The following is a 24,942-nucleotide window of genomic DNA, read 5'->3' as shown; positions in this document are numbered from 1 at the left end:
GGGCGGTTCCCTGTGCTGCCGTCAGTCTATCGGTCGCGCGGGGCTCCCCCGACCGCCGGAGTTGCCGTTTCTCCAGAGTATGGACTAATGGTCGCATGGCCCTCCGCGCCGGCATCGTCGCCGTCACCCCGCTCCTCGCCGCCGCCCTGCTCACGGCCGGCTCCCCCACGACCGCCGAGGCGGCGCCCGACCAGGCCGCGCGCGCCGAGACGACGTACGCCGCCCTGCAGCGCGCCTTCGACGTCGGCGACGGGACGGGGCTCGTGCGCGAGCAGGTCCCCGCCGCCGCCGGCGACAACCCGTACTCCTACGAATGGCCCTTCAGCCAGGTCCACGTGGCCGCGCTCGACCTCACCGGCCTGCCCGGCGCCCGCGGCGCCGCGCACGGGGCCGACCTCGCCGTCCGCACCAAGGCCCAGGAGGCCTACTGGCTGAGCACCGGCGGCACGACCGGCCTGCCCGCCTACGGCTCGTACGTCGAGCCGCCGCTCGGCCAGGGCGGCGACGTGTTCTACGACGACAACGAGTGGGTCGGCCTGCTCGACGTCCAGCGCAGCCTCATGACCGGGGACCAGCGGTCGCTCACCCGCGCGAAGCAGATCTTCCGGCTCGTCGTCTCCGGGTGGGACACCGACGGCAGCCACGCCGACCCCGGTGGGGTGTTCTGGACCCAGGCGAGCTGGAGCCAGGACCGCAACACGGTGAGCAACATGCCCGGCGCCCTGCTCGGGCTGCGGCTCTACCAGGCGACGCACGACCCGTCGTACCTCACCTGGGCGACGCGGATGTACGCCTGGACGAACACCCACCTGCAGCGTCCCGACGGCCTGTACGAGGACCACCTCGGCCTCGACGGCACGGTCGAGCCGACCGTGTGGTCCTACAACCAGGGCGTGCCGATCGGCGTGAACGTCGCCTTCTACGAGGTGACGAAGGACCGGCGCTATCTGCGCGAGGCGCAGCGCATCGCCGACGCCGCCGAGACCTACTACGGCACGGCCGGCCTCGACGCCCAGCCGGACTTCTTCAACGCCATCTACTTCACCAACCTGCTGCGCCTCGACGCCGTCACCGGCTCCGACCACCACCGGCGGGTCATGGCGTCGTACGCCCAGCGGATGTGGACCCAGCACCGCGACCCCGCGACGGGGCTCTTCCACTTCGCCGCCGACGGCTCGACCCAGGTCATCGAGCAGGCCGCCATGGTGCGGGTCTACGCGATGCTCGGCTGGGACCGCGCCGACTGGGACGAGCTCGTCTGAGACCGCGGCACCCTCCCCGGTACGGCGACGAGGCCGGACCCCGTCGGGGTCCGGCCTCGCTGCGTACTGCGGGCGGTGCGGGTGCTCAGAGGTTCTTCTGGATCTCCGACCACTGGCGCTCGACGTCGTCGAGGCCACCGCACATGAAGAACGCCTGCTCGCCGACGTGGTCGTACTCGCCGTCCGCGATCTTCGTGAACGCCTCGATGGTGTCGCTCAGCGGCACCGTGGAGCCCTCGATGCCGGTGAACTGCTTGGCCACGTAGGTGTTCTGCGACAGGAACCGCTGGATGCGACGCGCGCGGTTGACGAGGATCTTGTCCTCCTCGGACAGCTCGTCGATACCGAGGATCGCGATGATGTCCTGCAGCTCCTTGTTGCGCTGGAGGATCTGCTTGATCCGGACCGCGGTGCTGTAGTGCTCGCGCGAGATGTAGCGCGGGTCGAGGATCCGGCTCGTCGAGGTGAGCGGGTCCACGGCCGGGTAGATGCCCTGCGACGCGATGTCGCGGGACAGCTCGGTCGTCGCGTCGAGGTGCGCGAACGTCGTGGCCGGCGCCGGGTCGGTGTAGTCGTCGGCCGGCACGTAGATCGCCTGCATCGAGGTGATCGAGTGACCGCGCGTCGAGGTGATCCGCTCCTGGAGCGTGCCCATCTCGTCGGCCAGGGTCGGCTGGTAGCCCACCGCGCTCGGCATGCGGCCGAGGAGGGTCGAGACCTCGGACCCCGCCTGCGTGAACCGGAAGATGTTGTCGATGAAGAGCAGCACGTCCTGGTTCTGCACGTCGCGGAAGTACTCCGCCATCGTCAGCGCCGAGAGGGCCACGCGCAGACGGGTGCCCGGCGGCTCGTCCATCTGGCCGAAGACGAGCGCGGTCTGCCCGAGGACGCCCGCCTCCTCCATCTCGACCATGAGGTCGTTGCCCTCACGGGTGCGCTCGCCGACGCCGGCGAACACCGAGACACCACCGTGGTCGCGCGCGACGCGGGCGATCATCTCCTGGATGAGGACGGTCTTGCCGACGCCCGCACCACCGAAGAGACCGATCTTGCCGCCCTGGACGTACGGCGTCATGAGGTCGATGACCTTGATGCCCGTCTCGAACATCTGGGTCTTGCTCTCGAGCTGGTCGAACGCGGGAGCCGTGCGGTGGATCCCCCACCGCTCCTTGACGTCGAGGGTCTCCCCCTCCGCCAGGTTGAGGCAGGCGCCGGTCGCGTTGAAGACCTTGCCGAGGGTGACGTCGCCGACGGGGACGGTGATCGGGCCGCCGGTGTCCTGCACCGCCGAGCCGCGGACCAGGCCGTCGGTCGGCTGGAGCGAGATCGCGCGGACCATGTTGTCGCCGATGTGCTGGGCGACCTCGAGGTTGATGTTGCGCGACTCGCCGAGCATCTCGACCTGGGTGGTGAGCAGGTTGTACTGCTCGGGCATGCCGTCGACGGGGAACTCGATGTCGACGACCGGGCCGATGATCCGGGAGACCCGGCCGACCGATCCGGCGGCCGTCCCCACCGCGTCGTGCGTGGCAGTGATGGTCATGGGTGTTCCTTCTTCCCGCTGGGTGGGTCAGGCGCTCGCGAGGGCGTCGGAGCCGCCGACGATCTCGCTGATCTCCTGGGTGATCTCCGCCTGGCGCGCCTGGTTGGCCAGCCGGGTGTAGTTCTTGATGAGGGCGTCGGCGTTGTCCGTGGCGGACTTCATCGCCCGCTGCTGCGCGGCCAGCTGCGAGGCGGCCGAGGAGAGCAGGCAGGACCAGATCCGCGACACGACGTACTTCGGCAGCAGCGCGTCGAGGACCTGGCGGGGGCTCGGCTCGAAGGCGTAGAGCGGCAGGACGTCGTCCGGCTCCGGCTTCTCCTCGCCCTCGACGACCTCGAGGGGCACGAGCCGCAGGACCTGCGGCTCCTGGGTGACCATGTTGACGAACCGCGTGTAGACCACGTGGACCTCGTCGAGGCCACCCTCGTCGTAGGGCTTGAGGAAGTCCTCGACGAGCCGCTCGCCGATCTCCCTCGCGTTCTCGTACGCCGGGGCGTCCGAGAACCCGTCCCACGCGGCGGCGTACTCGCGCCGGCGGAACTTGTAGAAGGAGACGCTGCGGCGGCCGGCCAGGTACGGGACGACCTCCTTGCCCTCGTCGCGCAGGCGCGTCGACAGCTGCTCGGCCTCCTTGAGCACCGAGGAGTTGTACGCCCCCGAGAGCCCGCGGTCACCGGCGATGACGAGCACGCCGGCGCGCCGGACGTTCTCCTTCTCCGTGGTGAGCGGGTGGTCCTCGTTGGAGTACGTCGCGAGCGCGGACAGGGCCCGCGTCAGCGCGGCGGTGTACGGACGGGCCGCCTCCGCGCGCTGACGCGCCTTGATGACCCGCGACGCGGCGATGAGCTCCATCGCGCGGGTGATCTTCTTGGTCGCCTGCACGGACCGGACGCGCTGCCGGTAGACCCGCATCTGGCCGGCCACGGGTCAGCCCCTCTTCTGGCGGACGATCTGCTCCTGGTCGATGTCCTCGTCCTGGAGCGCCTCGGCGTCGGCCTCGTGGCCCACGTCGGTGCGGCGGTCGTCCTCCGGCTTGGCGCCGCCCCACTGCTTCTTGAACTCGGTGATGGCCGACTCCAGGGAGCTGCGGGTGTCGTCGTCGAACTTCTTGGTCTCGCGGATGCCCGCGAGGACCTCGGCCTTGCTGCGCCGCAGGTAGTCGAGGAACTCGCCCTCGAACTTCAGCACGTCCTCGACCTTGACCGAGTCCAGCTGGCCCGTCGTGCCGGCCCAGATCGAGACGACCTGCTCCTCGACGGGGTACGGGTTGGACTGGCTCTGCTTGAGCAGCTCGACGAGGCGGGCGCCGCGGGCGAGCTGCGCGCGGGAGGCCGGGTCGAGGTCGGAGGCGAACATCGCGAAGGCCTCGAGCGCGCGGAACTGGGCGAGGTCGAGCTTGAGGCGCCCGGAGACGTCCTTCATCGCCTTGATCTGCGCGGCACCACCGACGCGGGAGACCGAGACACCCACGTCGATCGCCGGGCGGACGTTGGAGTTGAACAGGTCCGCCTGCAGGTAGATCTGGCCGTCGGTGATGGAGATGACGTTGGTCGGGATGTACGCCGACACGTCACCCGCCTTGGTCTCGATGATCGGCAGGCCGGTCATCGAGCCGTGGCCCAGGTCGTCGCTGAGCTTCGCGCAGCGCTCGAGCAGCCGCGAGTGCAGGTAGAACACGTCGCCCGGGTAGGCCTCGCGGCCCGGCGGGCGGCGCAGCAGCAGCGACACGGCGCGGTAGGCCTCGGCCTGCTTGGACAGGTCGTCGAAGACGATGAGGACGTGCTTGCCGTCGTACATCCAGTGCTGGCCGATGGCCGAGCCGGTGTACGGCGCGAGGTACTTGAAGCCCGCGCTGTCGGACGCCGGGGCGGCGACGATGGTGGTGTACTCCATCGCGCCGGCCTCCTCGAGGGTGCCGCGGACCGACGCGATGGTCGAGCCCTTCTGGCCGATGCCGACGTAGATGCACCGCACCTGCTGGTCCGGGTCGCCGGAGTCCCAGTTGCGCTTCTGGTTGATGATCGTGTCGACCGCGACCGTGGTCTTGCCGGTCTGGCGGTCACCGATGATCAGCTGGCGCTGGCCGCGGCCGATCGGGGTCATCGCGTCGACGGCCTTGAGGCCGGTCTGCAGCGGCTCGTGGACCGACTTGCGCTGGACGACCGAGGGCGCCTGCAGCTCGAGCGGACGACGCTCGGTCGTCGCGATCTCGCCGAGGCCGTCGATCGGCTGCCCGAGCGGGTTGACGACGCGACCGAGGAAGGCGTCGCCGACGGGCACGGAGAGGACCTCGCCCGTGCGCTTGACGGCCTGGCCCTCCTCGATGCCGCTGAACTCGCCGAGGACGACGACACCGATGTCGTGGACGTCGAGGTTGAGGGCGAGACCCAGGGTCCCGTCCTCGAACTCGAGCAGCTCGTTGGTCATCGCCGAGGGCAGACCCTCGACGTGCGCGATGCCGTCACCGGCGTCGAGGACGCGGCCGACCTCCTCGCGCTGGGCCGAACCCGGGTCGTAGGACTGCACGAAGGAGTCCAGCGCGTCGCGGATCTCCTCCGGACGGATCGAGAGCTCCGTCATCGTGTTGTCTCCTTCTGCACGTACTGCGGTGTGGGCTGAGTCGGGGGGTGGGGCACTCAGGCCCCGAGGGAACGGCGCACCTGGTCCAGGCGCCGCAGGATCGTGCCGTCGACGACCTCGTCGCCGACCTGGACCCGGATGCCCCCGACGACCTGGGGGTCGACGACGACGTTGAGGTGCACGGGCTTGCCGTAGTGCGAGGACAGCGACTGCACGAGGCGGTGGCGCTGGCTCTCGTCGAGCGGGACCGCGGCCACGACCTGGGCGGCCAGCTGGCCCCGCCGGGTCTCGGCGAGCGACTGGTAGGTCTCCATCACGCGGTCGAAGCGGCGGCCGCGGGCGCCGGTGACCGCCTGGCGGGCCAGGCGCAGCGTCTCCGGGGCGACCTTGTCGCGCAGCAGCCCCTCGACGACCTCGGCCTTGGACGCCGTCGGCGCACGACGGTCGGTCAGCGCGTCGCGCAGACCGGGGTTGCCGGCGACGATCCGCTCGAAGCGGAAGAGCTCGTCCTCGACCTGGTCGGCGCGACCGGCCCGCTCGGCCGACGCGACGACCGACCCGACGGCCAGCTGCTCGCCGGCGTCGGTGAGGTCGTGCTCGGCGGCCCAGCGCTGCGACACGAGGGTGGTGACGACGCCGAGGGCGGCGTCACCGACCTTGCCGCCGAAGAGGCGGCGGGCGAGCTCGGCCTTGGCGTCACCCTCGCGGGAGGGGTCGCCCAGGGCGCGCCGCAGGGCGGCGCTGCCGTCGACCGCCCCGACGACCGCGAAGAGGTCGTCGGCGAGGGCCGCGGCGTCGGCCCCGCCGTCCAGCGCCGACGTCAGGGCCTCCTGGGCCGCGACGAGCGCCGCGCGCGACGAACCCTGCATCAGGACTCGACCCGCTCGGGGCGGATCGCCCCCGACTCGAGCTCGGACAGGAAGCGCTCGACGATGCCCTTCTGGCGGACCTCGTCCTCGAGCGACTCGCCGACGATGCGGCTGGCGAGCTCGGTGGACAGCCGGCCGACCTCGCCGCGCAGCTGGACGACCGCCGCCTGGCGCTCGGCCTCGATCTGCTTCTGGGCGCCCTCGGTGATCCGGGCGGCCTCGGCCTGGGCCTTCTCGCGCAGCTCGGCCACGATGGCGGTGCCCTGGGCCTTGGCGTCCTCGCGGATGCGGCTGGCCTCCTCGCGGGCGTCGCGCAGCTGGGCCTCGTACTGCTCGAGCGCGGCCTGGGCCTGCGCCTGGGCCTCCTCGGCCTTGCTGATGCCACCCTCGATGGCCGCCGTGCGCTCGTCGTACATCTTCTCGAGGTTCGGCACGACCTTCGTCTTGTACAGCCAGTACAGGATGGCGAAGGCGACGAGACCGACGATGATCTCGGTCGGGTGCGGCAGCAGCGGCAGCTGCTCCGGCCACCCAGGGGTGTCGGCGGCGGCGACGGAGGCGATCACCATGTCGCGTCCTTCTCTCTCAGGGGTGTGCGGGCGTGGTCGGGGTGGGGGCTGCCGATCAGCGGAAGATGAACGCGAAGACCAGACCCAGGATGGCCAGCGCCTCGGTGAGGGCGAAGCCGGTGAAGGCGATGGTCTGCAGCATGCCGCGGGACTCGGGCTGGCGGGCCACCCCGTTGATGTAGGCCGCGAAGATCAGGCCCACGCCGATGCCGGGGCCGATGGCGGCCAGGCCGTAGCCGAGGAAGGCGATGTTGCCGGTCATGTCGGTCTTTCCTTTCGAGTGGCTCCGGGAACCTCTCCCGGGGTCCGTCAGGGGGTCGTGCGGCTCCCGCTCAGCGCGGGAGGGGTCAGTGCTCCTCGCTGACGGCGTCGGCGAGGTAGAGGGCGGCGAGGATCGTGAAGACGAAGGCCTGGAGGAACTCGACGAGGAGCTCGAAGAACGTCATGACGATCGAGAACGCCCAGGAGAGGATCCCGGAGAAGCCGAGGAACAGGTTGCCCTCGTGGATCCCCTGGTCGATGAAGAGGTACTCGCCGCCGATGATGAAGACGAGGAGCAGCAGGTGGCCGGCGAACATGTTGCCGAAGAGCCGCAGCGCCAGGGTGACCGGGCGGATGACGAAGTACGTCGCCAGCTCGAGGATGAACATCAGCGGGATCACCCAGCCGGGCAGGCCCGGGGGCACCATCGACTTGATGTAGGGCACCCAGCCGCCCTTGGCCTTGACCGCCACCGCGTGGTACACGACGTAGACCACGAGGGTGAGGACAATCGGGAAGGCGATGCGGCTCGTCGTCGGGAACTGGACGAACGGGATGATGCCGGCCAGGTTGTTGAGCAGGACGAGCGTGAAGAGCGTGAAGAGCAGCGGCAGGAAGCGCCGGAAGTCCTTCGAGCCGATGACGTCGCGGCCGATCGTGTTGCGCACGAAGCCGTAGACCTGCTCGACGAGGAACTGGCGCTTGCTCGGCACGACGCTCAGGCGGCGCGTGGAGGCGATGAAGAACCAGCCGAGGAACGCCACCGAGAGCAGCATGACGAGCGACGGGCGGGTGAAGGCCCAGTTGTTGTCGCCGCCGATGAGCGGCCAGTAGAAGTCCTTGGTGCCCGGGGACACGAAGCTGGTCCCGGAGTCGCCGTCGGCGGCCACCGCCACGGCGGGGTGGACGGCGGTCAGGGCGTGTGCGGACAGCACGGTGGGGCTCACAGCCTCTCCTCGAAAGCACGGACGATCACCGGGTCCTCGGCGGGGACACGCCCCGCCGCCCCCGGCCGGCTCAGGCGTCTCCGACCGGCCTCACCGGCGCAGATCACGCCGTACGCTACCCGACCGATGGGCCGGTCGGCGAAACGGGTCATCGGGCCTCCCCCGTCCGGTCGACGGGCCCCGCGGGCGGGGTCGCCGGGGCGCCCGCCGGGAGGGTCACGTCGTCGTAGACGGGGACGCGGGCCCGGCGCCAGGCGCGCACCTGGGCGACCTGCCAGACCACGACGCAGACGAGGACGGCGACGCCGGCCGAGACCGAGTCGAAGCCCTCCACCTGCCGCGCCACGACGAGCACGAGCAGGAGCAGGAGCACCTGCCCGCCGTACGTCGCGAGCCCCACCGCCATGAAGAGGACGGGGTTGCGCGCGTCGGTGACGACCTTGCCCAGGACGAGCAGGCCGGAGGCGAAGAAGACGGCGGCGACCGCCGTGCCGACGAGGCCCGCGAGACCCGCGGACCAGCCGTGCAGCACGGTGACGACGACCGAGGTGAGCACCCCGGCGGCGACCGTCACGGGGAGCGCGGACCGCAGCACGACGTCGGTCGCGACGCGCTGCGGTGCGCGGTCGTGGCGGGTCGTGGCAGTCACGTCGACTCCGGTCGTGATCGTTCTCAACGGTCGTTCACAGCGTCCTCTCCGGACCTTGTGAAACCTATCACAAGCGCCGGGGCGCGCTCCACCTCGGCAGGCCGACGGTGACGCCGAGGGCGACGAGGACGCCGACGGCCAGGCCGATCCCGGCCCGCCAGGCGTCGACGACGGCGAACGCCACCGTGCCGAGGGACAGCACGGCGCCCCACAGGTAGAGCACGAGGACCGCGTTGCGGTGGCCGTGGCCGAGCTCGAGCATCCGGTGGTGCAGGTGCTTGGCGTCGGCCTGCCACGGCTTCTGGCCGGCCCGGGTGCGACGCACGACGGCCAGCACGACGTCGACGAAGGGCACGCTGAGCACCGCGAGCGGGACGGCGAGCGGCAGGATCGCCGCGGTCACCTGTCCCCCGGTGAACTGGCTGGGGTCGACGTTGCTCGTCATCGAGATCGTCGCGGCGGCGAGGAGCAGCCCGAGCATGAGCGCGCCGGAGTCGCCCATGAAGAGCCGGGCCGGGTGGAAGTTGTGCGGGAGGAACCCGAGGCAGACGCCGAAGAGGGCGGCGGTGAAGAAGGTGGCGTTGGTGAAGACGTTGGGCGGGTTGTAGCTGCGCGAGACGAGGTAGGCGTAGCCGAAGAAGGCCAGCGCGGCGATGGCCACCGTGCCGGCGGCCAGCCCGTCGAGCCCGTCGATCCAGTTCACCGCGTTGACCGTGACGAGGACGATGAACACCGTGACGGCGACGAGCACCGGCGTCGGCAGCACGGTCTGGGTGCCGAAGAACGGCACGGCGAGCAGGCTGACGCCCTTGTAGGCCATGATCCCCGCGGCGAGCACCTGCCCGGCGAGCTTGGTCAGCCAGTCGAGCTCGTGGACGTCGTCGACCGCCCCGACCAGGCACATGATCCCGGCGCCGAGCAGGACCCCGGAGATCTGCCCCGACGAGTACGTCTGGCTGAGGAACGGCAGCTCACGGGCCACGACCGCCGCGGCAGCGAACCCGAGGAACATCGCCACGCCCCCCAGCCGCGGGATGGGCGTGTCGTGCACGTCCCGGGCCCGCAGCGGGGTGAAGGCGCCGGTGACGACGGCCAGCGCCCGCACCAACGGCGTGGTGAGGAACGTGACCGCCGCCGCGACGACGACGACGAGGAGGTACTCGCGCACCTCTCAGGCGCGCGGGTAGGCCGGGAAGCGGGTGACCAGCTCGGTGACGGCGCCGCGGACCTCGCGGGAGACGGCGTTCTCGGGGTCGGCGTCGCCCTTGACGACCGCGGTGGCGATGAGCTCGGCGATGGTGTCCATCTGCTCGAGGCCCATCCCCTGGGTGGTCACGCAGGGCGTCCCGACGCGGATGCCGGAGGCGATGCCCGGCTTCTGCGGGTCGAACGGGATGGCGTTCTTGTTGAGGACGATACCGGCGGCGTCGGCGCGGGCCTCGGCGTCCTTGCCGGTCACCCCGACGCCCTGCAGGTCGTGCAGCGACAGGTGGGTGTCGGTGCCGCCGGTCGTCGGCCGGATGCCGTGCTCGCCCAGCTTCTCGGCCAGGCGGGCGGCGTTGGCGACGACGGCCTGCGTGTACTGCGCGTACTCCGGGGTCGCGCACTCCTTGAAGTTGACCGCCTTCGCCGCGATGGTGTGCATCTGCGGGCCACCCTGCATCATCGGGAAGACGGCCTTGTCCAGCGCGGCCGCGTGCTCGGCCTTGCAGACCAGCGCGCCGGAGCGCGGGCCGCGCAGGACCTTGTGCGTCGTGAAGGTGACGACGTCGGCGTAGGGCACCGGGCTGGGGATCGCCTTGCCCGCGACGAGACCGATGAAGTGGGCCGCGTCGACCCAGAAGACGGCGCCGACCTCGTCGGCGAGGTTCCGGAAGAACTCGAAGTCGATGAGGCGCGGGATGGCGCTGCCGCCGGCGCAGATGACCTTCGGGCGGTGCTCGCGCGCGAGCGCGGCGACCTGGTCGTAGTCGATGTCCTCGGTCTGCTTGTCGACGCCGTAGTGGACCGCGTCGAACCACTTGCCGGAGAAGGAGACCTTCGTGCCGTGGGTGAGGTGGCCGCCGTGCGGCAGCGACATGGCGAGGATCTTCTCGCCCGGCTGGAGGAAGGCGCCGTACACCGCCTGGTTGGCGCTCGCCCCGCTGTGCGGCTGGACGTTGGCGTGGTCGGCGCCGAACAGGCTCGTGCACCGCTCGATGGCCAGCTGCTCGGCCTTGTCGACCTCCGCGCAGCCGCCGTAGTAGCGGCGGCCGGGGTAGCCCTCGGCGTACTTGTTCGAGAGCGTCGAGCCGAGGGCGGTGAGCACCTCGGGCGAGGACATGTTCTCGCTGGCGATGAGCTGCAGACCGCCGCGGATCCGCTCGAGCTCGGAGAGCAGGACGCCGGAGATCTCCGGGTCGAAGGCCGCGAGGGCGTCGAAGTCGGAGCCGTAGAACGGGGTGGTCGCCGAGGACTGGGGGCCGGTCATGGCGACCAGGATAGGGCCGCGGGGTGGGTGCCCCCGGGGGCGTCCGTACGACGCTCCGGGTGCGTCCCGTGCGTCAGCGGGTCAGGCGTCGTGCCGGCGGCCGGCGACCCGGCCCTGGCGCGGGCCCGCGGACGGGGTGGCCGGCTTCTTGGGACGGCCGACGCCCTTGCCGCCGCGCATGGCGGCCAGCTCGGCGCGCTTGGCGGCCTTGGCCGCCGCCTCCTCGAGCCGGGCCGCCTCCGCGGCCTCCTGCGCCCGGCGCTCCCGGCCGGCCTCGAGGGCGGCGTCGACCTGCTCGCGGGAGATCGCGCCCTCGCGCAGGGTGCGGACCTCCTCGCCGGTGCAGTCGAGGATCGTCGAGGCCTCGCCGACCTTGGCGGGGCCGCCGTCGAGGTAGACGGCGACGGCGTCGCCGAGCATCTCCTGCGCCTCGGCGACGGTGAGGGCCGGCGGGTGGCCCGTGGCGTTGGCGCTCGTCACGGCCATCGGGCCGATCGTCGCGAGCAGGTCCAGCGCCGTCGCGTCGTCGGGCATCCGGACCGCGACGGTGCCGTTGGTCTCGCCGAGGTCCCAGCTGAGCGACGGCTGGGCGCGCAGGACGAGGGTGAGGGCGCCGGGCCAGAACGCCGCGATGAGCGCGCGGGCGTCGTCGGGGATCTCGCGGGCCAGGCCGTCGACGGTGCGGACGTTGGGCACGAGGACCGGCGGCGGCATGTCGCGTCCGCGGCCCTTGGCCGCGAGCACCGCGGCGACCGCGGCGGCGTCGAAGGCGTCCGCGCCGATCCCGTAGACCGTGTCGGTCGGCAGGACGACGACCTGCCCCGCCCGGACGGCGCGGCTGGCCGCCTCGACCCCGGCGGCGAGGCCGTCCGGGGTGGTGCAGTCGACGACGACCGGGCCGGTGCCGGCGGAGGTGTCGGCGTCGGCGACGTCGTACGGGCCCTCGGTGCTCATGGTCCTCACCTTAGGACGCGGCCCCGGCGCGCACGGCGACGGTCACCCGCGGCCGCCCGACGAGGTCGAGGTGGTCGCGCACCGCACCCCACTCCCCCCTCGCGAGCAGCGCCCGCGGCAACGAGGCGCCCTGGGTCTCGGCGTGCTCCATGACGAGCACCCCGCCGGGGCGCAGCAGCAGCGCGGCGCGCGAGGCGAGCTGGCGCGGCAGCAGCAGGCCGTCGCCCCCGCCGCCGTAGAGCGCGACGGCCGGGTCGTGGTCGCGGACCTCCGGGTCGACGGGCACCTGCCCGTCGGGGATGTACGGCGGGTTGCACGTCACGACGTCGACGGTGCCGCGCAGGTCGTCGTACGCCGACCGGGCGTCGCCGAGGCGGACCTCGACGTCGAGCCCCAGCCGGTCGCGGTTGGCCACCGCCCACCCGTGGGCGAGGTCGCTCACCTCGACGGCGTGCACGGCGGCGTCCGGTGCCTCGTCCTTGACCGCGAGCGCGATGGCGCCGGAGCCGGTGGCGAGGTCGACGACGACCGGCGGGTCGGCGTCCGCGGGCCGACCCTGGAGGACGGCGAGGGCCTGCTCGACGACGAGCTCGGTCTCCGGGCGGGGGGTGAAGACGCCGGGGCCGACCGCGAGCCACAGCCGGCGGAAGCCGGCGCGGCCCGTGAGGTGCTGCAGCGGGACGCGGGTCGCCCGCTCCTCGACGAGGTCGTCGTACCCCGCGGGGGCGGGGGTGCCGCGCAGCACCATGAGCCGCCGCACCTCGGCCGGCTCCTCGTGCAGCAGGTGCGCGGCGAGGAGCAGCGCGTCGACGGGGGCGCTGGCCACGCCGGCCTCGGCCAGGCGCATCGTCGCCCGGCGGACGGCGACGGACAGCTCGGGCTGCTCGCTCACTGCTCGCCGATCGCGGCGAGCCGCGCCTGCTCGTCGGCCTCGACGCACGAGGCGACGACGGCGTCGAGGTCGCCGTCGAGGACGGCGTCGAGGTTGTGCGACTTGTAGCCGGTGCGGTGGTCGCTGATCCGGTTCTCCGGGAAGTTGTAGGTGCGGATCCGCTCGCTGCGGTCGACGGTGCGCACCTGGCTGCGACGGGCCTCGCCGGCCTTCGCCTCGGCCTCCTCGCGGGCCAGCTGGTGCAGCCGGGCGCGCAGCACGCGCATCGCCGACTCCTTGTTCTGCAGCTGGCTCTTCTCGTTCTGGCAGGAGACGACGACGCCGGTCGGCAGGTGGGTGATCCGCACCGCCGAGTCCGTCGTGTTGACGCTCTGCCCGCCCGGGCCGGAGCTGCGGTAGACGTCGATGCGCAGGTCGGCCGGGGCGACCTCGACCTCCCCCTCGTCCTCGACCTCGGGCATGACCAGGACGCCGGCGGCGCTGGTGTGGATGCGCCCCTGGCTCTCGGTGACGGGGACCCGCTGGACGCGGTGCACCCCTCCCTCGAAGCGCAGGAGGGCGTACGGCGCCTCGCCGGGCCCCGGGGTGCCCTTGGCCTTGACCGCGATCCGCACGTCCTTGTAGCCGCCGAGGTCGGACTCGGTGGCGTCGAGGACCTCGGTGCGCCAGCCGTGCCGCTCGGCCCAGCGGGTGTACATCCGCACGAGGTCGCCGGCGAAGAGGGCCGACTCCTCGCCGCCCTCGCCCGCCTTGACCTCGAGCAGCGCGTCGCGGTCGTCGTCGGGGTCGCGCGGGACGAGCAGGTGCCGCAGCCGCTCCTCGGCGGCGGCCACCGTGCCCTCGAGCGTCGTCGCCTCGTCGGCGAACGACGCGTCCTCGGTCGCGAGCTCGCGCGCGGCGGCCAGGTCGTCCTGGGCGGCGCTCAGCTCCCGGGCCGCGGCGACGGTGGGCCCGAGCGCGGCGAAGCGCTTGGTGAGCGTCCGCACGAGGGACTGGTCGGTGTGGACGGCGGGGTCGGCGAGCCGGCGCTCGAGGTCGCCGTACTCCTCCAGCAGGGTCCGGACCGCCTGCGGCTCACCGCTCATCGCATCTCCTCGATCGCTCGTCACTCCCGACAACGCGGAACGCCGGTCCCGGCCGCAGGGACTGCGGCGGGACCGGCGTTCGGAGGTGCTACTTGGCGGCGCGCTTGCCGTAGCGGGCCTCGAACCGGGCCACGCGGCCACCGGTGTCGAGGATCTTCTGCTTGCCCGTGTAGAACGGGTGGCACTGCGAGCACACCTCGGCGTTGATGGTGCCGTTGCTCTTGGTGCTGCGGGTCGTGAACGTGTTGCCACAGGTGCAGGAGACGGTGGTCTCCAGGTACTGCGGGTGCAGGTCCTTCTTCATGCGGGCGCTCTCCTTGGGTCAGGTCGTCCGGGTCGACTCATCCGTGCATCGTCGTGAACCGGACCGACGTCGAAGTGTGCCAGAGCGGGGCACGCTCTCCCAAACGCGCGGGGTCCGGCCCTGATTCCCGTACGGTGCCGCCGGTGACCCACGAGCCCGACTCCCCCGGCCAGGTCCTCGCCTTCAGCGGTCTGCTCGAGCGGGAGCCGCACGAGCCGCTGGGCTTCCGGCTGCTCCGGCACGCGTTCTCGCTCGTCCCGCCGGTCCGGGTCGCCGGCCGCGCGCTGCGGGTCTGCTACGTCCCGACCGCCATGGGCGACCACCCCGACGCGGTGGCGGCGACGAGGGCGTCGTACGGGCGCCACGCGCCGGACGTCGAGCTGTCGGTGCTCACCCTCTTCCCGCAGCCGAGCCACGTGGACGTCGCCGCCCACCTCCTGGCGCAGGACGTCGTCCACGTCGAGGGCGGCAGCGTCGTCAACCTCGTGGCGGTGTGGCGGGCGCACGGCCTGCCCGACGTGCTGCGCCGCTGCTGGGAGGGCGGGGCGGTCCTCACCGGCGCGAGCGCCGGCTCGCTGTGCTGGCACCTCGGCGGCCCGACGGACTCGTACGGCGACGCGCTCGACCCCTTCACCGACGGGCTCGGCCTGCTGCCCTTCGCCAACGGGGTGCACGACGACCTCGCCTACCAGCCGCGGTACGACGTCCTGCGCCGCCTCGTCGCCGACGGCACCCTGCCGACGGCGTACGCGACCCAGGACGGCGTCGGGCTGCACTACGTCGGGACGCGGCTGCACGAGGTCGTCACGCTGCGGCCGCGGTCGAGCGCCTTCCGGGTCGAGCCGGACGGGGCGGGCGGGTGGCGCGAGGAGCGCCTCCCCGCCCGCGTCCTGGGGTGACCCTCAGGCGTCGGCGCCGAGCGCGCTCGGCGAGGTGCTCTGGACCGTCCTGAGGAACTCGGCGTTGCTGCGCGACTTGCGCAGCCGCGTCAGCAGCAGGTCGAGCGCCTTCTCCGGCTCGAGCGTGCGCAGGACCCGGCGCAGCTTCCACACCGCGTCGAGCTGCTCGCCACCGAGCAGCTGCTCCTCGCGGCGGGTGCCGGAGGCGTTGACGTCGACGGGGACGACGTCGCGGCGGTCGGTGAGGTCGCGGGCCAGGTGCAGCTCGGCGTTGGCGGTGCCGCGCAGCTCCTCGAGGACGGCCTCGTCCAGACGCGACGACGTGTCGGCGACGGCCGTGGCGACGATGGTCAGCGACCCGCCGTTCTCGATCTTGCGGGCCGCGCCGAAGAGCGCCTTCGGCGGGTGCAGCGCGCCCGCGTCGAGCCCGCCGGCGAGGATCCGCCCCGTCGTCGCGCCGGCGACGTTGTAGGCGCGGGCCAGCGCGGTGAGCGAGTCGAGGAGCAGGACGACGTCGTGACCCAGCTCGACGAGTCGCTTGGCCCGCTCGACGGCGAGCTCGGCGATGGTCGTGTGGTCCTCGGCGGTGCGGTCGAAGGTCGAGGCGATGACCTCGCCCTTGACCGAGCGCTGCATCTCGGTGACCTCCTCGGGGCGCTCGTCGACGAGGACGACCATGACGTGGCACTCGGGGTTGTTCGTCGTCACCGCGCTGGCCAGCGTCTGCAGGAGCGAGCTGCGACCGGTGGTCGGCGGCGCGACGACGAGCAGCCGGCTGCCCTTGCCGACCGGCGCGACGAGGTCGACCACGCGGGTCGTCCACGTCGCCGCATCGGTCTCGAGGCGCAGCCGCTCCTGCGGGTAGAGCGGGGTCAGGCGCGCGAAGTCGGCGCGGGTGCGCGCCTCGTCGAGGTTCTGCCCGTTGATGCTGTCGAGGCGCACGAGCGCGTTGAACTTCTGCCGCCCGGTGCTCCCGGCCGACTGCGGCTGCTCGCCCTCGCGCAGCGCCTTGACCGCGCCCGTGACGGCGTCGCCCTTGCGCAGCGCGTGCTTCTTGACCAGGCCGAGCGGGACGTAGACGTCCGACGGGCCCGGCAGGTAGCCGGTGGTCCGCACGAAGGCGTAGTTGTCGAGGACGTCGAGGATCCCCGCGACCGGGACGAGGACGTCGTCGTCGGCGACCTGGACCTCGGGCTCGTACTCCTGCCCCGTCGTCGTGCCGCGGCGCTTGCGGTCGCGGTTGCGCTGGCGGTTGCGCCGCCGGCCCGTGCGCTCGTCGTCGTCGGCGGCCTGCTGGGACGCGGCGCCCTGGGCCTGCTGGTGGGCCTGCTGGTCACGCTGCTGGTCACGCTGCTGGTGGGACGCCTGGCGGTCGCGCTGCTGGCCACCCTGCTGGCCACCCTGCTGGCCACCCTGCTGGCCACTCTGGCCCGAATGCTGGCCCGGCTGCTGGCCCGGCTGCTGCCGCGGCTCGCGCTGCTCCCGCGCCTCTCGCTGCTCCCGCTGGGGTGCGGGCTCGCGCTGCTCGCGCTGGGTTGCGCGGGCGGGCTGCTCCGACGCGGGCTGCTCGGACCGGGCCTGCTCGGCGCGGGCCAGCTCGGCCTGGGCGGCGGCCCGGCGGCGGTTCTCCTCCAGCAGGGCGTGCTCGTCGCGCTGCGCGCGGTCCACGCGGGTCGGCTCGTCGCGCTCCTCGCGGGTCGCCTGCTCGCGCGGCTCGGCCTGCTCGCGCGGGGCGGGCGCGCCGGCACCGGCCTCCGCGCGGCGAGGGGCGGACGTCGGGGCGGACGTCGGGGCGGACGTCGGGGCGGACGTCGGGGCGGACGTGGCCGCGGACGAGGCCGCGGACGAGGCCGCGGACGAGGGGGCGGCCGCCTGGTCGCCCGCGGACGACCCACCGGACTGGTGCGCCGAGATGGCGGCGACGATGTCGTCCTTGCGCATCCGGGCGGTGCCGCGGATGCCGAGCCGGCTGGCCAGCGACTTGAGGTCGACGACGTTCATCGCGCTGAGCGCGCCGCGCGAACCGGCGGTGGTGTCTGCCACGAAGATCCTTTGCCTCGTCATCGGGCGCGCCGGTCGCGCGACCCGGTCACGCCGGCACCGGAGGCCAGCGTGGTTCAGGGAGCAGGTCGGCCGGAGGTCGGTCGCGACGGGGCGACCGGCTCCGGACCCGCCCGGGGGCGGGAGTGCGTCCCGGCGAGGCGTGCTGCGCGAACGGTCGAGCCGACCCGCGGTGGGAGCACGATCAGGCTAGCACCCGACGGGCGTGCACCCCGGTCGTCGGGACACCCGGCACGATCCGCCGCCATGCGGGGTCGTCGCAGGTCACGTCGTCGGTGGCCGCCGCGGGGGTGAGCACGAGGACCGCCGGGCCGGCGCCGGACACGACCGCGGCGTGCCCGCGGGCGCGCAGGTCGTCGACGAGGGCCATCGTCGCCGCGAACGCCGGCCGACGCTGCTCCTGGTGCAGCCAGTCGCGGGTCGCGGGCAGCAGCAGCTCGGGCCGGCCGGTGACGGCGAGGGCGAGCAGCGCGGCCCGGCCGGCCTGCTGGGCCGCCTCGTGGTGGGCGACGGTCGCCGGCAGGACCGCGCGGGCGGTGTGGGTGGCCAGCCGCGTCGTGGGGACGAGGACGACGGCGTCGAGCCCTTCGCCGACGGCGACCCGCGCCGTCGCCGTCCGGCCCTCGCGCGGGTCGCCGGGGTCGGCCGTCCACGAGACGGTGAGGCCGCCGTACACGCTCGCGGTCGCGTTGTCGGGGTGCCCCTCGAGGCGGCTGGCGAGGTCGGCGACCGCCGCGAGGTCGAGGGCGAGGTCGTCGCCCTCCAGGACCGCGTCGCCGTACGGCGCCCCGCCGGTCGCCGCGACGAGCGCGTGCGCCGCCGCGACCCCGGCGACGATGGCCGACGCGGAGGAGCCCAGCCCCCGCCCGTGCGGGATCCGCCCCACGGCCCGCAGGTGCAGGTGCTCGGGGACGGGGACGTCGAGCGAGGCCAGCCCGGCGACGAGCGAGCGGACGACGAGGTGCTCGGCGTCGCGGGGGACGTCGGCCGCACCCTCCCCCTCGACGTCGACGACGAGACCGCCGTGGTCGGTGACGGTGACGGTGACCTCGTCCCAGACGCCCAGCGCGAGACCGACCGAGTCGAAGCCGGGCCCGAGGTTGGCGCTGCTGGCGGGGACCCGGACGTGGACGGCCGTGCCGGCGGGCAGGGTGCTCACTGCAGGCCGAGGGCGGTGGCGACGGTCACCGCGTCGACCGGCACGCGCTGCGGCGTGACGTCGGAGCCGTCGGCGCCGCGCAGCGCCCACTGCGGGTCCTTGAGGCCGTGACCGGTGACGGTGCAGACGATGGTGGCCCCGGACGGGACGAGCCCGGCGTCGGCGGCGGCGAGCAGCCCGGCGACCGAGGCGGCCGAGGCCGGCTCGACGAAGACGCCCTCGCGGGCCGAGAGCAGCCGGTGGGCGTGCAGGATCTGCTCGTCGGTGACGGCGTCGATCCGACCGCCCGAGGTGTCGCGGGCCTCGACGGCGCCGTCCCACGAGGCGGGGTTGCCGATCCGGATGGCGGTGGCGATCGTCTCCGGCTCGTCGACCGGGTGGCCGACGACGAGCGGGGCCGCGCCGGCGGCCTGGAAGCCCCACATGACCGGGACCTTCGTCGCCGGGCCGGGCTGCTCGGACGAGCGGTGGTACTCGCGGTAGCCCCGCCAGTAGGCGGTGATGTTGCCGGCGTTGCCGACCGGCAGGCAGTGCACGTCCGGGGCGTCGCCGAGCGCGTCGACGACCTCGAAGGCGGCCGTCTTCTGCCCCTCGATGCGGGCCGGGTTGACCGAGTTGACGAGCTCGACCGGGTAGGCCTCGGCGAGCTTGCGGGCGAGGGTGAGGCAGTCGTCGAAGTTGCCGTCGACCTGCAGCAGGGTCGCGCCGTGGGCGATGGCCTGGCTGAGCTTGCCCATGGCGATCTTGCCGTCGGGCACGAGGACGGCGCAGGTCAGGCCCGCCTTGGTGGCGTAGGCCGCCGCGCTGGCGCTCGTGTTGCCGGTCGAGGCGCAGATGACGGCCTTGGCGCCGTGCTTGACCGCCATCGACATCGCCGTCGTCATGCCCCGGTCCTTGAACGAGCAGGTGGGGTTGAGGCCCTCGTACTTGAGGTGGACCTGCGCGCCGACGAGCTCGGAGAGGTGCTCGGCCGGGATGAGCGGCGTCCCGCCCTCGCGCAGCGTGACGACCGGCGCGCCGTCGAGCATCGGTAGCCGGTCGGCGTACTCGCGGATGACCCCGCGCCACTGCTGGACCATCGCGGTCACTCCCCCTCGACGCGCATGACGGAGCGCACGGACCGGACGACGGGCAGCGCGGCGAGCGCGTCGACGGTGGCCGACAGGGCCGCGTCGGTGGCGGTGTGGGTGACGACGACGAGCGAGGCGCCGCGCTCCCCCGGCCCGTCCTCGGTCTGCTGGCGCACGGTCTCGATGGAGACGCCGTGGTCGGCGAACGCCGTGGCGACCTGGGCCAGGACGCCCGGGCGGTCGTGCACGTCGAGGCTGAGGTGGTAGCGGGTGAGGGCCTGCCCCATCGTGAGGATCGGCAGGTCGGCGTACGTGCTCTCGCCCGGGCCGCGGCCCCCGCCGACCCGGTGCCGGGCGACCGCGACGACGTCGCCGAGGATGGCCGAGGCGGTCGGGTCGCCGCCGGCGCCCTTGCCGTAGAACATCAGCTGCCCGGCGGCGTCGGCGTCGACGAAGACGGCGTTGAACGCCTCGCGGACCCCGGCCAGCGGGTGCGAGCGCGGGATCATCGCCGGGTGCACCCGCACGCTGACGCCGGGAGCGCCGTCCTCGCCGTCGACCTTCTCGCAGATCGCGAGCAGCTTGACGACGCAGTCCATCTCGCGCGCGGCGGCGACGTCGGCGGCGGTGACGTCGCTGATCCCCTCGCGGTGCACGTGCTCGCCGGAGACGCGGGTGTGGAAGGCGAGCGAGGCGAGGATCGCGGCCTTGGCGGCCGCGTCGAAGCCCTCGACGTCGGCGGTCGGGTCGGCCTCGGCGTAGCCGAGCGCCTGGGCCTGCGCGACGGCGTCGTCGAAGCCCGCCCCCGTCGTGTCCATCTTGTCGAGGACGTAGTTCGTCGTGCCGTTGACGATGCCGATGACCTTGCGGACGTCGTCGCCGGCGAGGCTCTCGCGCAGCGGGCGCAGCAGCGGGATGGCGCCGGCCACGGCGGCCTCGTAGTAGAGGTCGACCTCGTGCTCCTGCGCGGCGGCGTAGAGCGTCGGGCCGTCCTCGGCGAGCAGCGCCTTGTTGGCCGTGACGACCGAGGCGCCGTGCGCCATCGCGGAGAGGATGAGGCCGCGGGCCGGCTCGATCCCGCCGATGACCTCGACGACGATGTCGGCGCGGGTGACGAGCCCGGCCGCGTCGGTCGTGAAGAGGTCGGGGTCGACGCCGCTCGCGCTGCGGTCCCGTCCGGGGCGCCGTACGGCGATCCCGACGACCTCGAGCGGTCGGCCCACCCGGGCGGCGAAGTCGTCGCCGTGCTCGGTGAGCAGGCGCGCGACGGAGGAGCCCACGACGCCGCAGCCCAGCAGGGCGACGCGCAGCGGGGCGCTGCTGGGGGTGCCGGTCACGAGCCCGAGTGTGCCGTGCGTCCACGCCTCGGACGGCGGATGTTCCGGGATCCGGACCGAGGACGGGAAGGACGGCGGGTCGACGGGGCGATCACGGGACGTCCAGCGCGAGGAGGTCCTCGACGGTCTCGCGACGCACGATCACCCGCGAGACCCCGTCCCGGACGGCGAGCACCGGTGGGCGCGGGACGTGGTTGTACTGGCTGGACAGGGCCCGGCAGTAGGCCCCGGTGCCCGGGACGGCGAGCAGGTCGCCGGGGCGGACGTCGGCGGGGAGGAACTCGTCCATGACGACGATGTCGCCGCTCTCGCAGTGCTTCCCGACGACCCGGGAGAGCCGCGGCGGGGCCTCGCTGCGGCGCGAGGCGAGGGTGCACGAGAACGAGGCCTCGTACAGCGCGGTGCGGATGTTGTCGCTCATCCCGCCGTCGACGGAGACGTAGGCGCGCCGCGCCCCGCCGTCGAGGTCGACCTGCTTGACCGTGCCGACCTCGTAGAGCGTGAAGGTCGACGGGCCGGCGATGGCGCGCCCCGGCTCGACCGACACCCGCGGGACCGGCACGCCGAGACCCCGGCACTCGCGCTCGACGATGGCCGCCATCCCCGAGGCCAGCTCGTGCGGCGGCAGCGGGTCGTGCTCGGTCGTGTAGGCGATCCCGAAGCCACCCCCGAGGTCGAGCTCGGGCAGCCGCACCCCGTGCTCCTGCGCGACCGCGGCGTGCAGGCCGAGGACGCGGCGGGCGCTGACCTCGAAGCCCGCGGTGTCGAAGATCTGGCTGCCGATGTGGCTGTGCAGGCCGACGAGCTCCAGGTGCGGGGCGTGGGCGAGGATGCGGCGTACGGCGTCGGCGGCCGCGCCGGAGCCGAGCGAGAAGCCGAACTTCTGGTCCTCGTGGGCCGTCGCGATGAACTCGTGGGTGTGCGCCTCGACGCCGACGGTGACCCGCACCATGACCCGCGCGGTCGTGCCGAGCCGCTGCGCGACGGCGGCCAGCCGCTCGATCTCCTCGGCCGAGTCGACGACGACCCGCCCCACCCCCAGCGCGACGGCCCGCTCGAGCTCGGCCATCGACTTGTTGTTGCCGTGCACGCCGATCCGCTCGGGCGGCATGCCGGCCCGCTGCGCGACGGCGAGCTCACCGCCGGAGCAGACGTCGAGGTGCAGCCCCTCGTCGCGCACCCACCGGGCGACCTGGGTGCACAGGAACGCCTTGCCCGCGTAGTAGACGTCGGCGCCGGCGAGGGGCCCGTACGCCGTCGCCCAGGCGTCGCGGAAGGCCCGGGCCCGGGTGCGGAAGTCGTCCTCGTCGAGGACGTAGGCGGGGGTGCCGTGCTCGCGGGCGAGGTCGAGGACGCTCGTGCCGCCGACGGTGAGCGCGCCGTCGGCGCCGCGCTCGACCGAGCCGGCCCACAGGGCGGGCACGAGGTCGTTGACGTCGCCCGGCACGGCGAGCCACGAGGGCCGCCCGTAGCCGTCGGCGTGCAGGGCTCCGGCCTCGTGCGCGCGCATGGGTCCAGCCTAGGGGCCCGCCCCGGTGCCGACCGGCGGCCGCCCGTCACGGGCCAGGCCGGCGACGAGGTCGACGAGCGCCTCGGGGTCGAACGGCTTGGGCAGGAACGCGTCGACCCCCATGGCGACCGCCCGCTTGCGCTCGTGGTCCTGGATCGCGGCGGTGGCCATGACGACCGGCAGGGGCGCGAGGGCCGCGACGGCGCGGATGTGCGCGAGGACCGACCAGCCGTCGCCGGGCTCCATCTGCGCGTCGAGGACGACGACCCGCGGCAGCCGGCCGCCGAGGGCCGACTCGTCGAGCAGGGCCCGGGCCGAGTCGCCGTCGGGGCGGTCGACCACCGTCCACCCCTCGAGCTCGAGGTTGACCCGGACGAGGAGCCGGATCGACTCCGTGTCGTCGGCGACCAGGACCCAGCCCGGCCCGTCGTCGCCCTGCGCCAGCACCGGTTCCACGGATCCCACCGTAGGCTGCTAACCTCGCCGAGCGCGGCCGAACCGGCCGACGGGCCCCCGTAGCTCAGGGGATAGAGCGCCGCCCTCCGGAGGCGGAAGCGCAGGTTCGAATCCTGCCGGGGGCACCACGATCGTCCGGGGCCGCCACAGCCCGTACGGCGTCACCCGCCGAGGTCCGGCCCCTCACCCGGGGCTCGGTGCGCGCCGCATCCGCGCCGCCACGGCGGCGGCCCGCGGGTCGCCCGAGGCCGCCAGCCCGGCGACCACGCCGGCGCGGTCCGCGTCCGAGCGGTTCTGCGACAGCTTGGCCTTCGCGGTCACCTGCTCGACGAGGACCTCGAGGCCGACGATGCCGCGCAGCTGGCCGGCGACGTACGTCTCGGGGGCGTCGGTGACGTGCCACGGGTCGGGCCGGCCGCCCTCGTGGGCGTCCGTGAGGTCGGTGACGACCGCGCGCAGCCACGCGGGGTCGTCGTGGACCGTGGCCCGGCCGCGCAGCTGCACGCTCGCGTCGTTCCACGTCGGCACGACGCGGCCGTGCTCGGCCTTGCTCGCGTACCAGCCGGGCGAGACGTAGGCCTGCGGTCCGTCGACGACGAGCAGGCAGGGGGCACCGTCGGCGATCTCGCGCCAGTGCGGGTTGGCCCGGGCCAGGTGGGCGACCACCCGGTCGCCCACCCAGCGCACCGGCAGCAGCGTCGCGCGCGGGTAGCCGTCCTCTCCCGTCGTGACGACGGTGGCCGCGCCGGCCGCCGCGACCATCGCGCGGGCCTCGGCCTCGTCGGGGACGCCGTTCGCGGCGGGGACGTACACGACGTCAGTGTGCCTCGCCCTGCCGCGGCCCCTCGCGGGCCCCTCAGAACAGGCCGAGCCAGATGAGACCGCCGAGCAGGGCGAGCACGACGAGCCCGCCGAGGAACAGCGACGCGCCCACGTCGCCCTGGGTCTCGTCGTAGGAGACCGGGCCGCGCAGCCGGGGGGCCCGGTCGTCGTTCGTGTGCGGGGTGTGGAGCAGGGCCATGAGGGCCACCACCTTCCGGGAGGTCGGGGTCGGGACGGGCACCTCGTCGGGCCTCGCTTCCCTATGTGACAGTAATGATGTCACATCATGCATGACTCATCAAGGCTGTCCCATACTGCCGGTTCCCAGCGGACGGTCAGGGTCCGGGGTGACCATCGGGAGGTGCTGACGACCTGGGCGCCCGACGCGCTGCTCGCGCTCCCGGTCGCCCTCGCGGCGGCGTACGGCGTCCTGCTGGCGCGCCACCGCGCGGCGCGCCGCCGGGGGGCGGCGACGGCCTACCCCGCCTGGCGGGCCCTGCCCGTCGTCCTCGGCCTGCTGCTCCTGGTCTGGGCGGTGGCCGGCTGGCCCGCCGCCCGTCGGGCGCAGGAGGCGTGGCCGCTCGCGCTCTCGCTCGGCCTCGTCACCGCGGTCGTGCCCTTCCTGCTGGGCCTCGGCGACCCGGTGCGCCTCCTCGAGGAGGGTCACGGCGGTCCTGTCGCCCTGCTCCACGGGCGGGCGGCGCGGGTCCTCACCTTCCCGCTCGTGGCCTCGGTGCTCTCCGCGGCCGTCCTCACGCTCGCCGTGACCAGCGGCTGGTTCACCGACGCCCGCACCCGGCCGGAGGCCTGGTCCTCGCTCCAGGTCGTCGCGCTGCTGCTCGGGCTGCTGGTCACCGTGCCGCTGCTCGTCGAGGGGCTGCTGCCGGCGTGGTGCGGGCCGGCGCTGCGGGCGTTGTTCGCCTTCTCCGACGGCCTGCTCGACGCCGTCCCCGGCATCGTCGCCCTCGGCTCGCTCGACTGGCTCACGGGGCAGACCCTCGTCGCGGTGGCCGAGTCCGTCGGGGTGCCGCTCGTCCTCGTCACCCTCGTGCAGTGGGCCCGCGCCGACGAGGAGGGCGCCCGGGCGCTCGACGCCCGGCTCGACGCCGCCGTCGCTCCCCCGCCGGCCGACGGCCGACCGACGCCGACCGGGCCGACGACGGGCCCGGACCGGCCCTGGTGGGAGAGCGACCCCCGGTTGGCGGGGCGCTACGGCCGGCGCTGAGACGCCCCGTCGGGCGGG

25 protein-coding genes and 1 tRNA gene are annotated in these 24,942 nt (G+C 73.7%); 4 read left to right on the top strand and 22 right to left on the bottom strand.

Going from position 1 to position 24,942, the window contains the following annotated elements; genetic code table 11:
• Nucleotides 1–95: 95 nt before the first annotated feature.
• On the top strand, nt 96–1,262 hold the full coding sequence (locus FB458_RS13595; protein ID WP_141848963.1) for a glycoside hydrolase family 76 protein: 1,167 nt from the start codon (nt 96–98) through the stop codon (nt 1,260–1,262).
• A gap of 85 nt (nt 1,263–1,347) precedes the next feature.
• On the opposite strand, the gene atpD is transcribed toward FB458_RS13595, so the two are convergent.
• The 14 genes from atpD to rpmE all read right to left on the bottom strand — a co-directional run bounded on the left by atpD (nt 1,348) and on the right by rpmE (nt 14,385).
• Nucleotides 1,348–2,805, bottom strand: a complete 1,458-nt coding sequence (atpD, locus tag FB458_RS13590) for a F0F1 ATP synthase subunit beta (protein ID WP_141848962.1) — start codon at nt 2,803–2,805, stop codon at nt 1,348–1,350.
• Nucleotides 2,806–2,832: 27 nt separating this feature from the next.
• Nucleotides 2,833–3,729 (bottom strand): F0F1 ATP synthase subunit gamma, encoded by an 897-nt coding sequence (locus FB458_RS13585; RefSeq protein WP_141848961.1) that lies wholly within the window; start codon nt 3,727–3,729, stop codon nt 2,833–2,835.
• Between the two features lie 3 nt (nt 3,730–3,732).
• Nucleotides 3,733–5,385, bottom strand: a complete 1,653-nt coding sequence (gene atpA / locus FB458_RS13580; protein WP_141848960.1) for a F0F1 ATP synthase subunit alpha — start codon at nt 5,383–5,385, stop codon at nt 3,733–3,735.
• A gap of 56 nt (nt 5,386–5,441) precedes the next feature.
• On the bottom strand, nt 5,442–6,254 hold the full coding sequence (locus FB458_RS13575) for a F0F1 ATP synthase subunit delta (RefSeq protein ID WP_141848959.1): 813 nt from the start codon (nt 6,252–6,254) through the stop codon (nt 5,442–5,444).
• The gene (locus tag FB458_RS13570; protein ID WP_141848958.1) at nt 6,254–6,823 is read right to left on the bottom strand and encodes a F0F1 ATP synthase subunit B; all 570 of its coding nucleotides are present in this window, start codon (nt 6,821–6,823) and stop codon (nt 6,254–6,256) included. Before FB458_RS13570 ends, FB458_RS13575 begins: the two co-directional genes overlap by 1 nt.
• 55 nt (nt 6,824–6,878) lie before the next feature.
• On the bottom strand, nt 6,879–7,085 hold the full coding sequence (atpE, locus tag FB458_RS13565; RefSeq protein WP_141848957.1) for an ATP synthase F0 subunit C: 207 nt from the start codon (nt 7,083–7,085) through the stop codon (nt 6,879–6,881).
• A gap of 85 nt (nt 7,086–7,170) precedes the next feature.
• Nucleotides 7,171–8,031 (bottom strand): F0F1 ATP synthase subunit A, encoded by an 861-nt coding sequence (gene atpB, locus FB458_RS13560; RefSeq protein ID WP_246061211.1) that lies wholly within the window; start codon nt 8,029–8,031, stop codon nt 7,171–7,173.
• 148 nt (nt 8,032–8,179) lie between these two features.
• Nucleotides 8,180–8,680 carry a Cg1360 family ATP-synthase-associated protein gene (locus FB458_RS13555; RefSeq protein ID WP_211356040.1) on the bottom strand — a complete coding sequence of 167 codons (501 nt, stop codon included), beginning with the start codon at nt 8,678–8,680 and terminating at the stop codon, nt 8,180–8,182.
• Between the two features lie 67 nt (nt 8,681–8,747).
• Nucleotides 8,748–9,848, bottom strand: a complete 1,101-nt coding sequence (locus FB458_RS13550; protein WP_141848956.1) for an MraY family glycosyltransferase — start codon at nt 9,846–9,848, stop codon at nt 8,748–8,750.
• A gap of 3 nt (nt 9,849–9,851) precedes the next feature.
• On the bottom strand, nt 9,852–11,150 hold the full coding sequence (locus tag FB458_RS13545) for a serine hydroxymethyltransferase (protein ID WP_141848955.1): 1,299 nt from the start codon (nt 11,148–11,150) through the stop codon (nt 9,852–9,854).
• A gap of 81 nt (nt 11,151–11,231) precedes the next feature.
• On the bottom strand, nt 11,232–12,104 hold the full coding sequence (locus FB458_RS13540) for an L-threonylcarbamoyladenylate synthase (RefSeq protein ID WP_141848954.1): 873 nt from the start codon (nt 12,102–12,104) through the stop codon (nt 11,232–11,234).
• Nucleotides 12,105–12,114: 10 nt separating this feature from the next.
• A complete protein-coding gene (prmC, locus tag FB458_RS13535) occupies nt 12,115–12,996 on the bottom strand; it encodes a peptide chain release factor N(5)-glutamine methyltransferase (protein ID WP_281286101.1) in 882 nt (293 codons plus the stop codon).
• Nucleotides 12,993–14,081, bottom strand: coding sequence for a peptide chain release factor 1 (gene prfA, locus FB458_RS13530; protein WP_141848953.1), 1,089 nt, complete (start codon nt 14,079–14,081; stop codon nt 12,993–12,995). The genes prmC and prfA overlap by 4 nt, the downstream gene beginning before the upstream one ends.
• 88 nt (nt 14,082–14,169) lie before the next feature.
• Nucleotides 14,170–14,385: a 50S ribosomal protein L31 gene (gene rpmE, locus FB458_RS13525; protein WP_141848952.1), complete on the bottom strand. Its 216-nt coding sequence runs from the start codon at nt 14,383–14,385 to the stop codon at nt 14,170–14,172.
• A gap of 143 nt (nt 14,386–14,528) precedes the next feature.
• Between rpmE and FB458_RS13520 the strand changes: the two genes are divergently transcribed.
• Complete coding sequence (locus FB458_RS13520; RefSeq protein ID WP_141848951.1) at nt 14,529–15,284, top strand: Type 1 glutamine amidotransferase-like domain-containing protein; 756 nt, start codon at nt 14,529–14,531, stop codon at nt 15,282–15,284.
• 3 nt (nt 15,285–15,287) lie between these two features.
• Here the strand turns inward: FB458_RS13520 and rho are convergent, their stop codons facing one another.
• The 6 genes from rho to FB458_RS13490 form a co-directional block, all read right to left on the bottom strand.
• The gene (rho, locus tag FB458_RS13515) at nt 15,288–17,327 is read right to left on the bottom strand and encodes a transcription termination factor Rho (protein ID WP_342778058.1); all 2,040 of its coding nucleotides are present in this window, start codon (nt 17,325–17,327) and stop codon (nt 15,288–15,290) included.
• Between the two features lie 202 nt (nt 17,328–17,529).
• Entirely contained in the window at nt 17,530–18,504 is a 975-nt protein-coding gene (locus tag FB458_RS13510) for a homoserine kinase (protein ID WP_141848949.1), read from the bottom strand.
• Complete coding sequence (gene thrC, locus FB458_RS13505; protein WP_141850582.1) at nt 18,501–19,583, bottom strand: threonine synthase; 1,083 nt, start codon at nt 19,581–19,583, stop codon at nt 18,501–18,503. The genes FB458_RS13510 and thrC overlap by 4 nt, the downstream gene beginning before the upstream one ends.
• 5 nt (nt 19,584–19,588) lie before the next feature.
• A complete protein-coding gene (locus FB458_RS13500; RefSeq protein ID WP_141848948.1) occupies nt 19,589–20,911 on the bottom strand; it encodes a homoserine dehydrogenase in 1,323 nt (440 codons plus the stop codon).
• Nucleotides 20,912–21,002: 91 nt separating this feature from the next.
• Entirely contained in the window at nt 21,003–22,421 is a 1,419-nt protein-coding gene (gene lysA, locus FB458_RS13495; protein WP_141848947.1) for a diaminopimelate decarboxylase, read from the bottom strand.
• Nucleotides 22,422–22,430: 9 nt separating this feature from the next.
• Entirely contained in the window at nt 22,431–22,877 is a 447-nt protein-coding gene (locus tag FB458_RS13490; protein WP_170185685.1) for a response regulator transcription factor, read from the bottom strand.
• A 53-nt stretch (nt 22,878–22,930) separates the two neighbouring features.
• On the opposite strand from FB458_RS13490, the gene FB458_RS13485 reads away from it, so the two are divergent.
• A tRNA-Arg gene (locus tag FB458_RS13485) sits at nt 22,931–23,005 on the top strand.
• Nucleotides 23,006–23,060: 55 nt separating this feature from the next.
• Here the strand turns inward: FB458_RS13485 and FB458_RS13480 are convergent.
• On the bottom strand, nt 23,061–23,690 hold the full coding sequence (locus tag FB458_RS13480; protein WP_141848945.1) for an FMN-binding negative transcriptional regulator: 630 nt from the start codon (nt 23,688–23,690) through the stop codon (nt 23,061–23,063).
• A 43-nt stretch (nt 23,691–23,733) separates the two neighbouring features.
• The gene (locus tag FB458_RS13475) at nt 23,734–23,940 is read right to left on the bottom strand and encodes a hypothetical protein (protein ID WP_141848944.1); all 207 of its coding nucleotides are present in this window, start codon (nt 23,938–23,940) and stop codon (nt 23,734–23,736) included.
• Between the two features lie 120 nt (nt 23,941–24,060).
• Here FB458_RS13475 and FB458_RS13470 point away from each other — a divergent pair, with 120 nt between their 5' ends.
• Nucleotides 24,061–24,924 (top strand): cytochrome c oxidase assembly protein, encoded by an 864-nt coding sequence (locus FB458_RS13470; RefSeq protein WP_170185684.1) that lies wholly within the window; start codon nt 24,061–24,063, stop codon nt 24,922–24,924.
• Nucleotides 24,925–24,942: the final 18 nt, after the last annotated feature.

The sequence above is a fragment of the Lapillicoccus jejuensis genome (assembly GCF_006715055.1).
Lineage (GTDB): Bacteria > Actinomycetota > Actinomycetes > Actinomycetales > Dermatophilaceae > Lapillicoccus > Lapillicoccus jejuensis.
The sequence above is the reverse complement of the archived record's forward strand: the minus strand, read 5'-3'. Positions and strand labels throughout refer to the sequence as shown.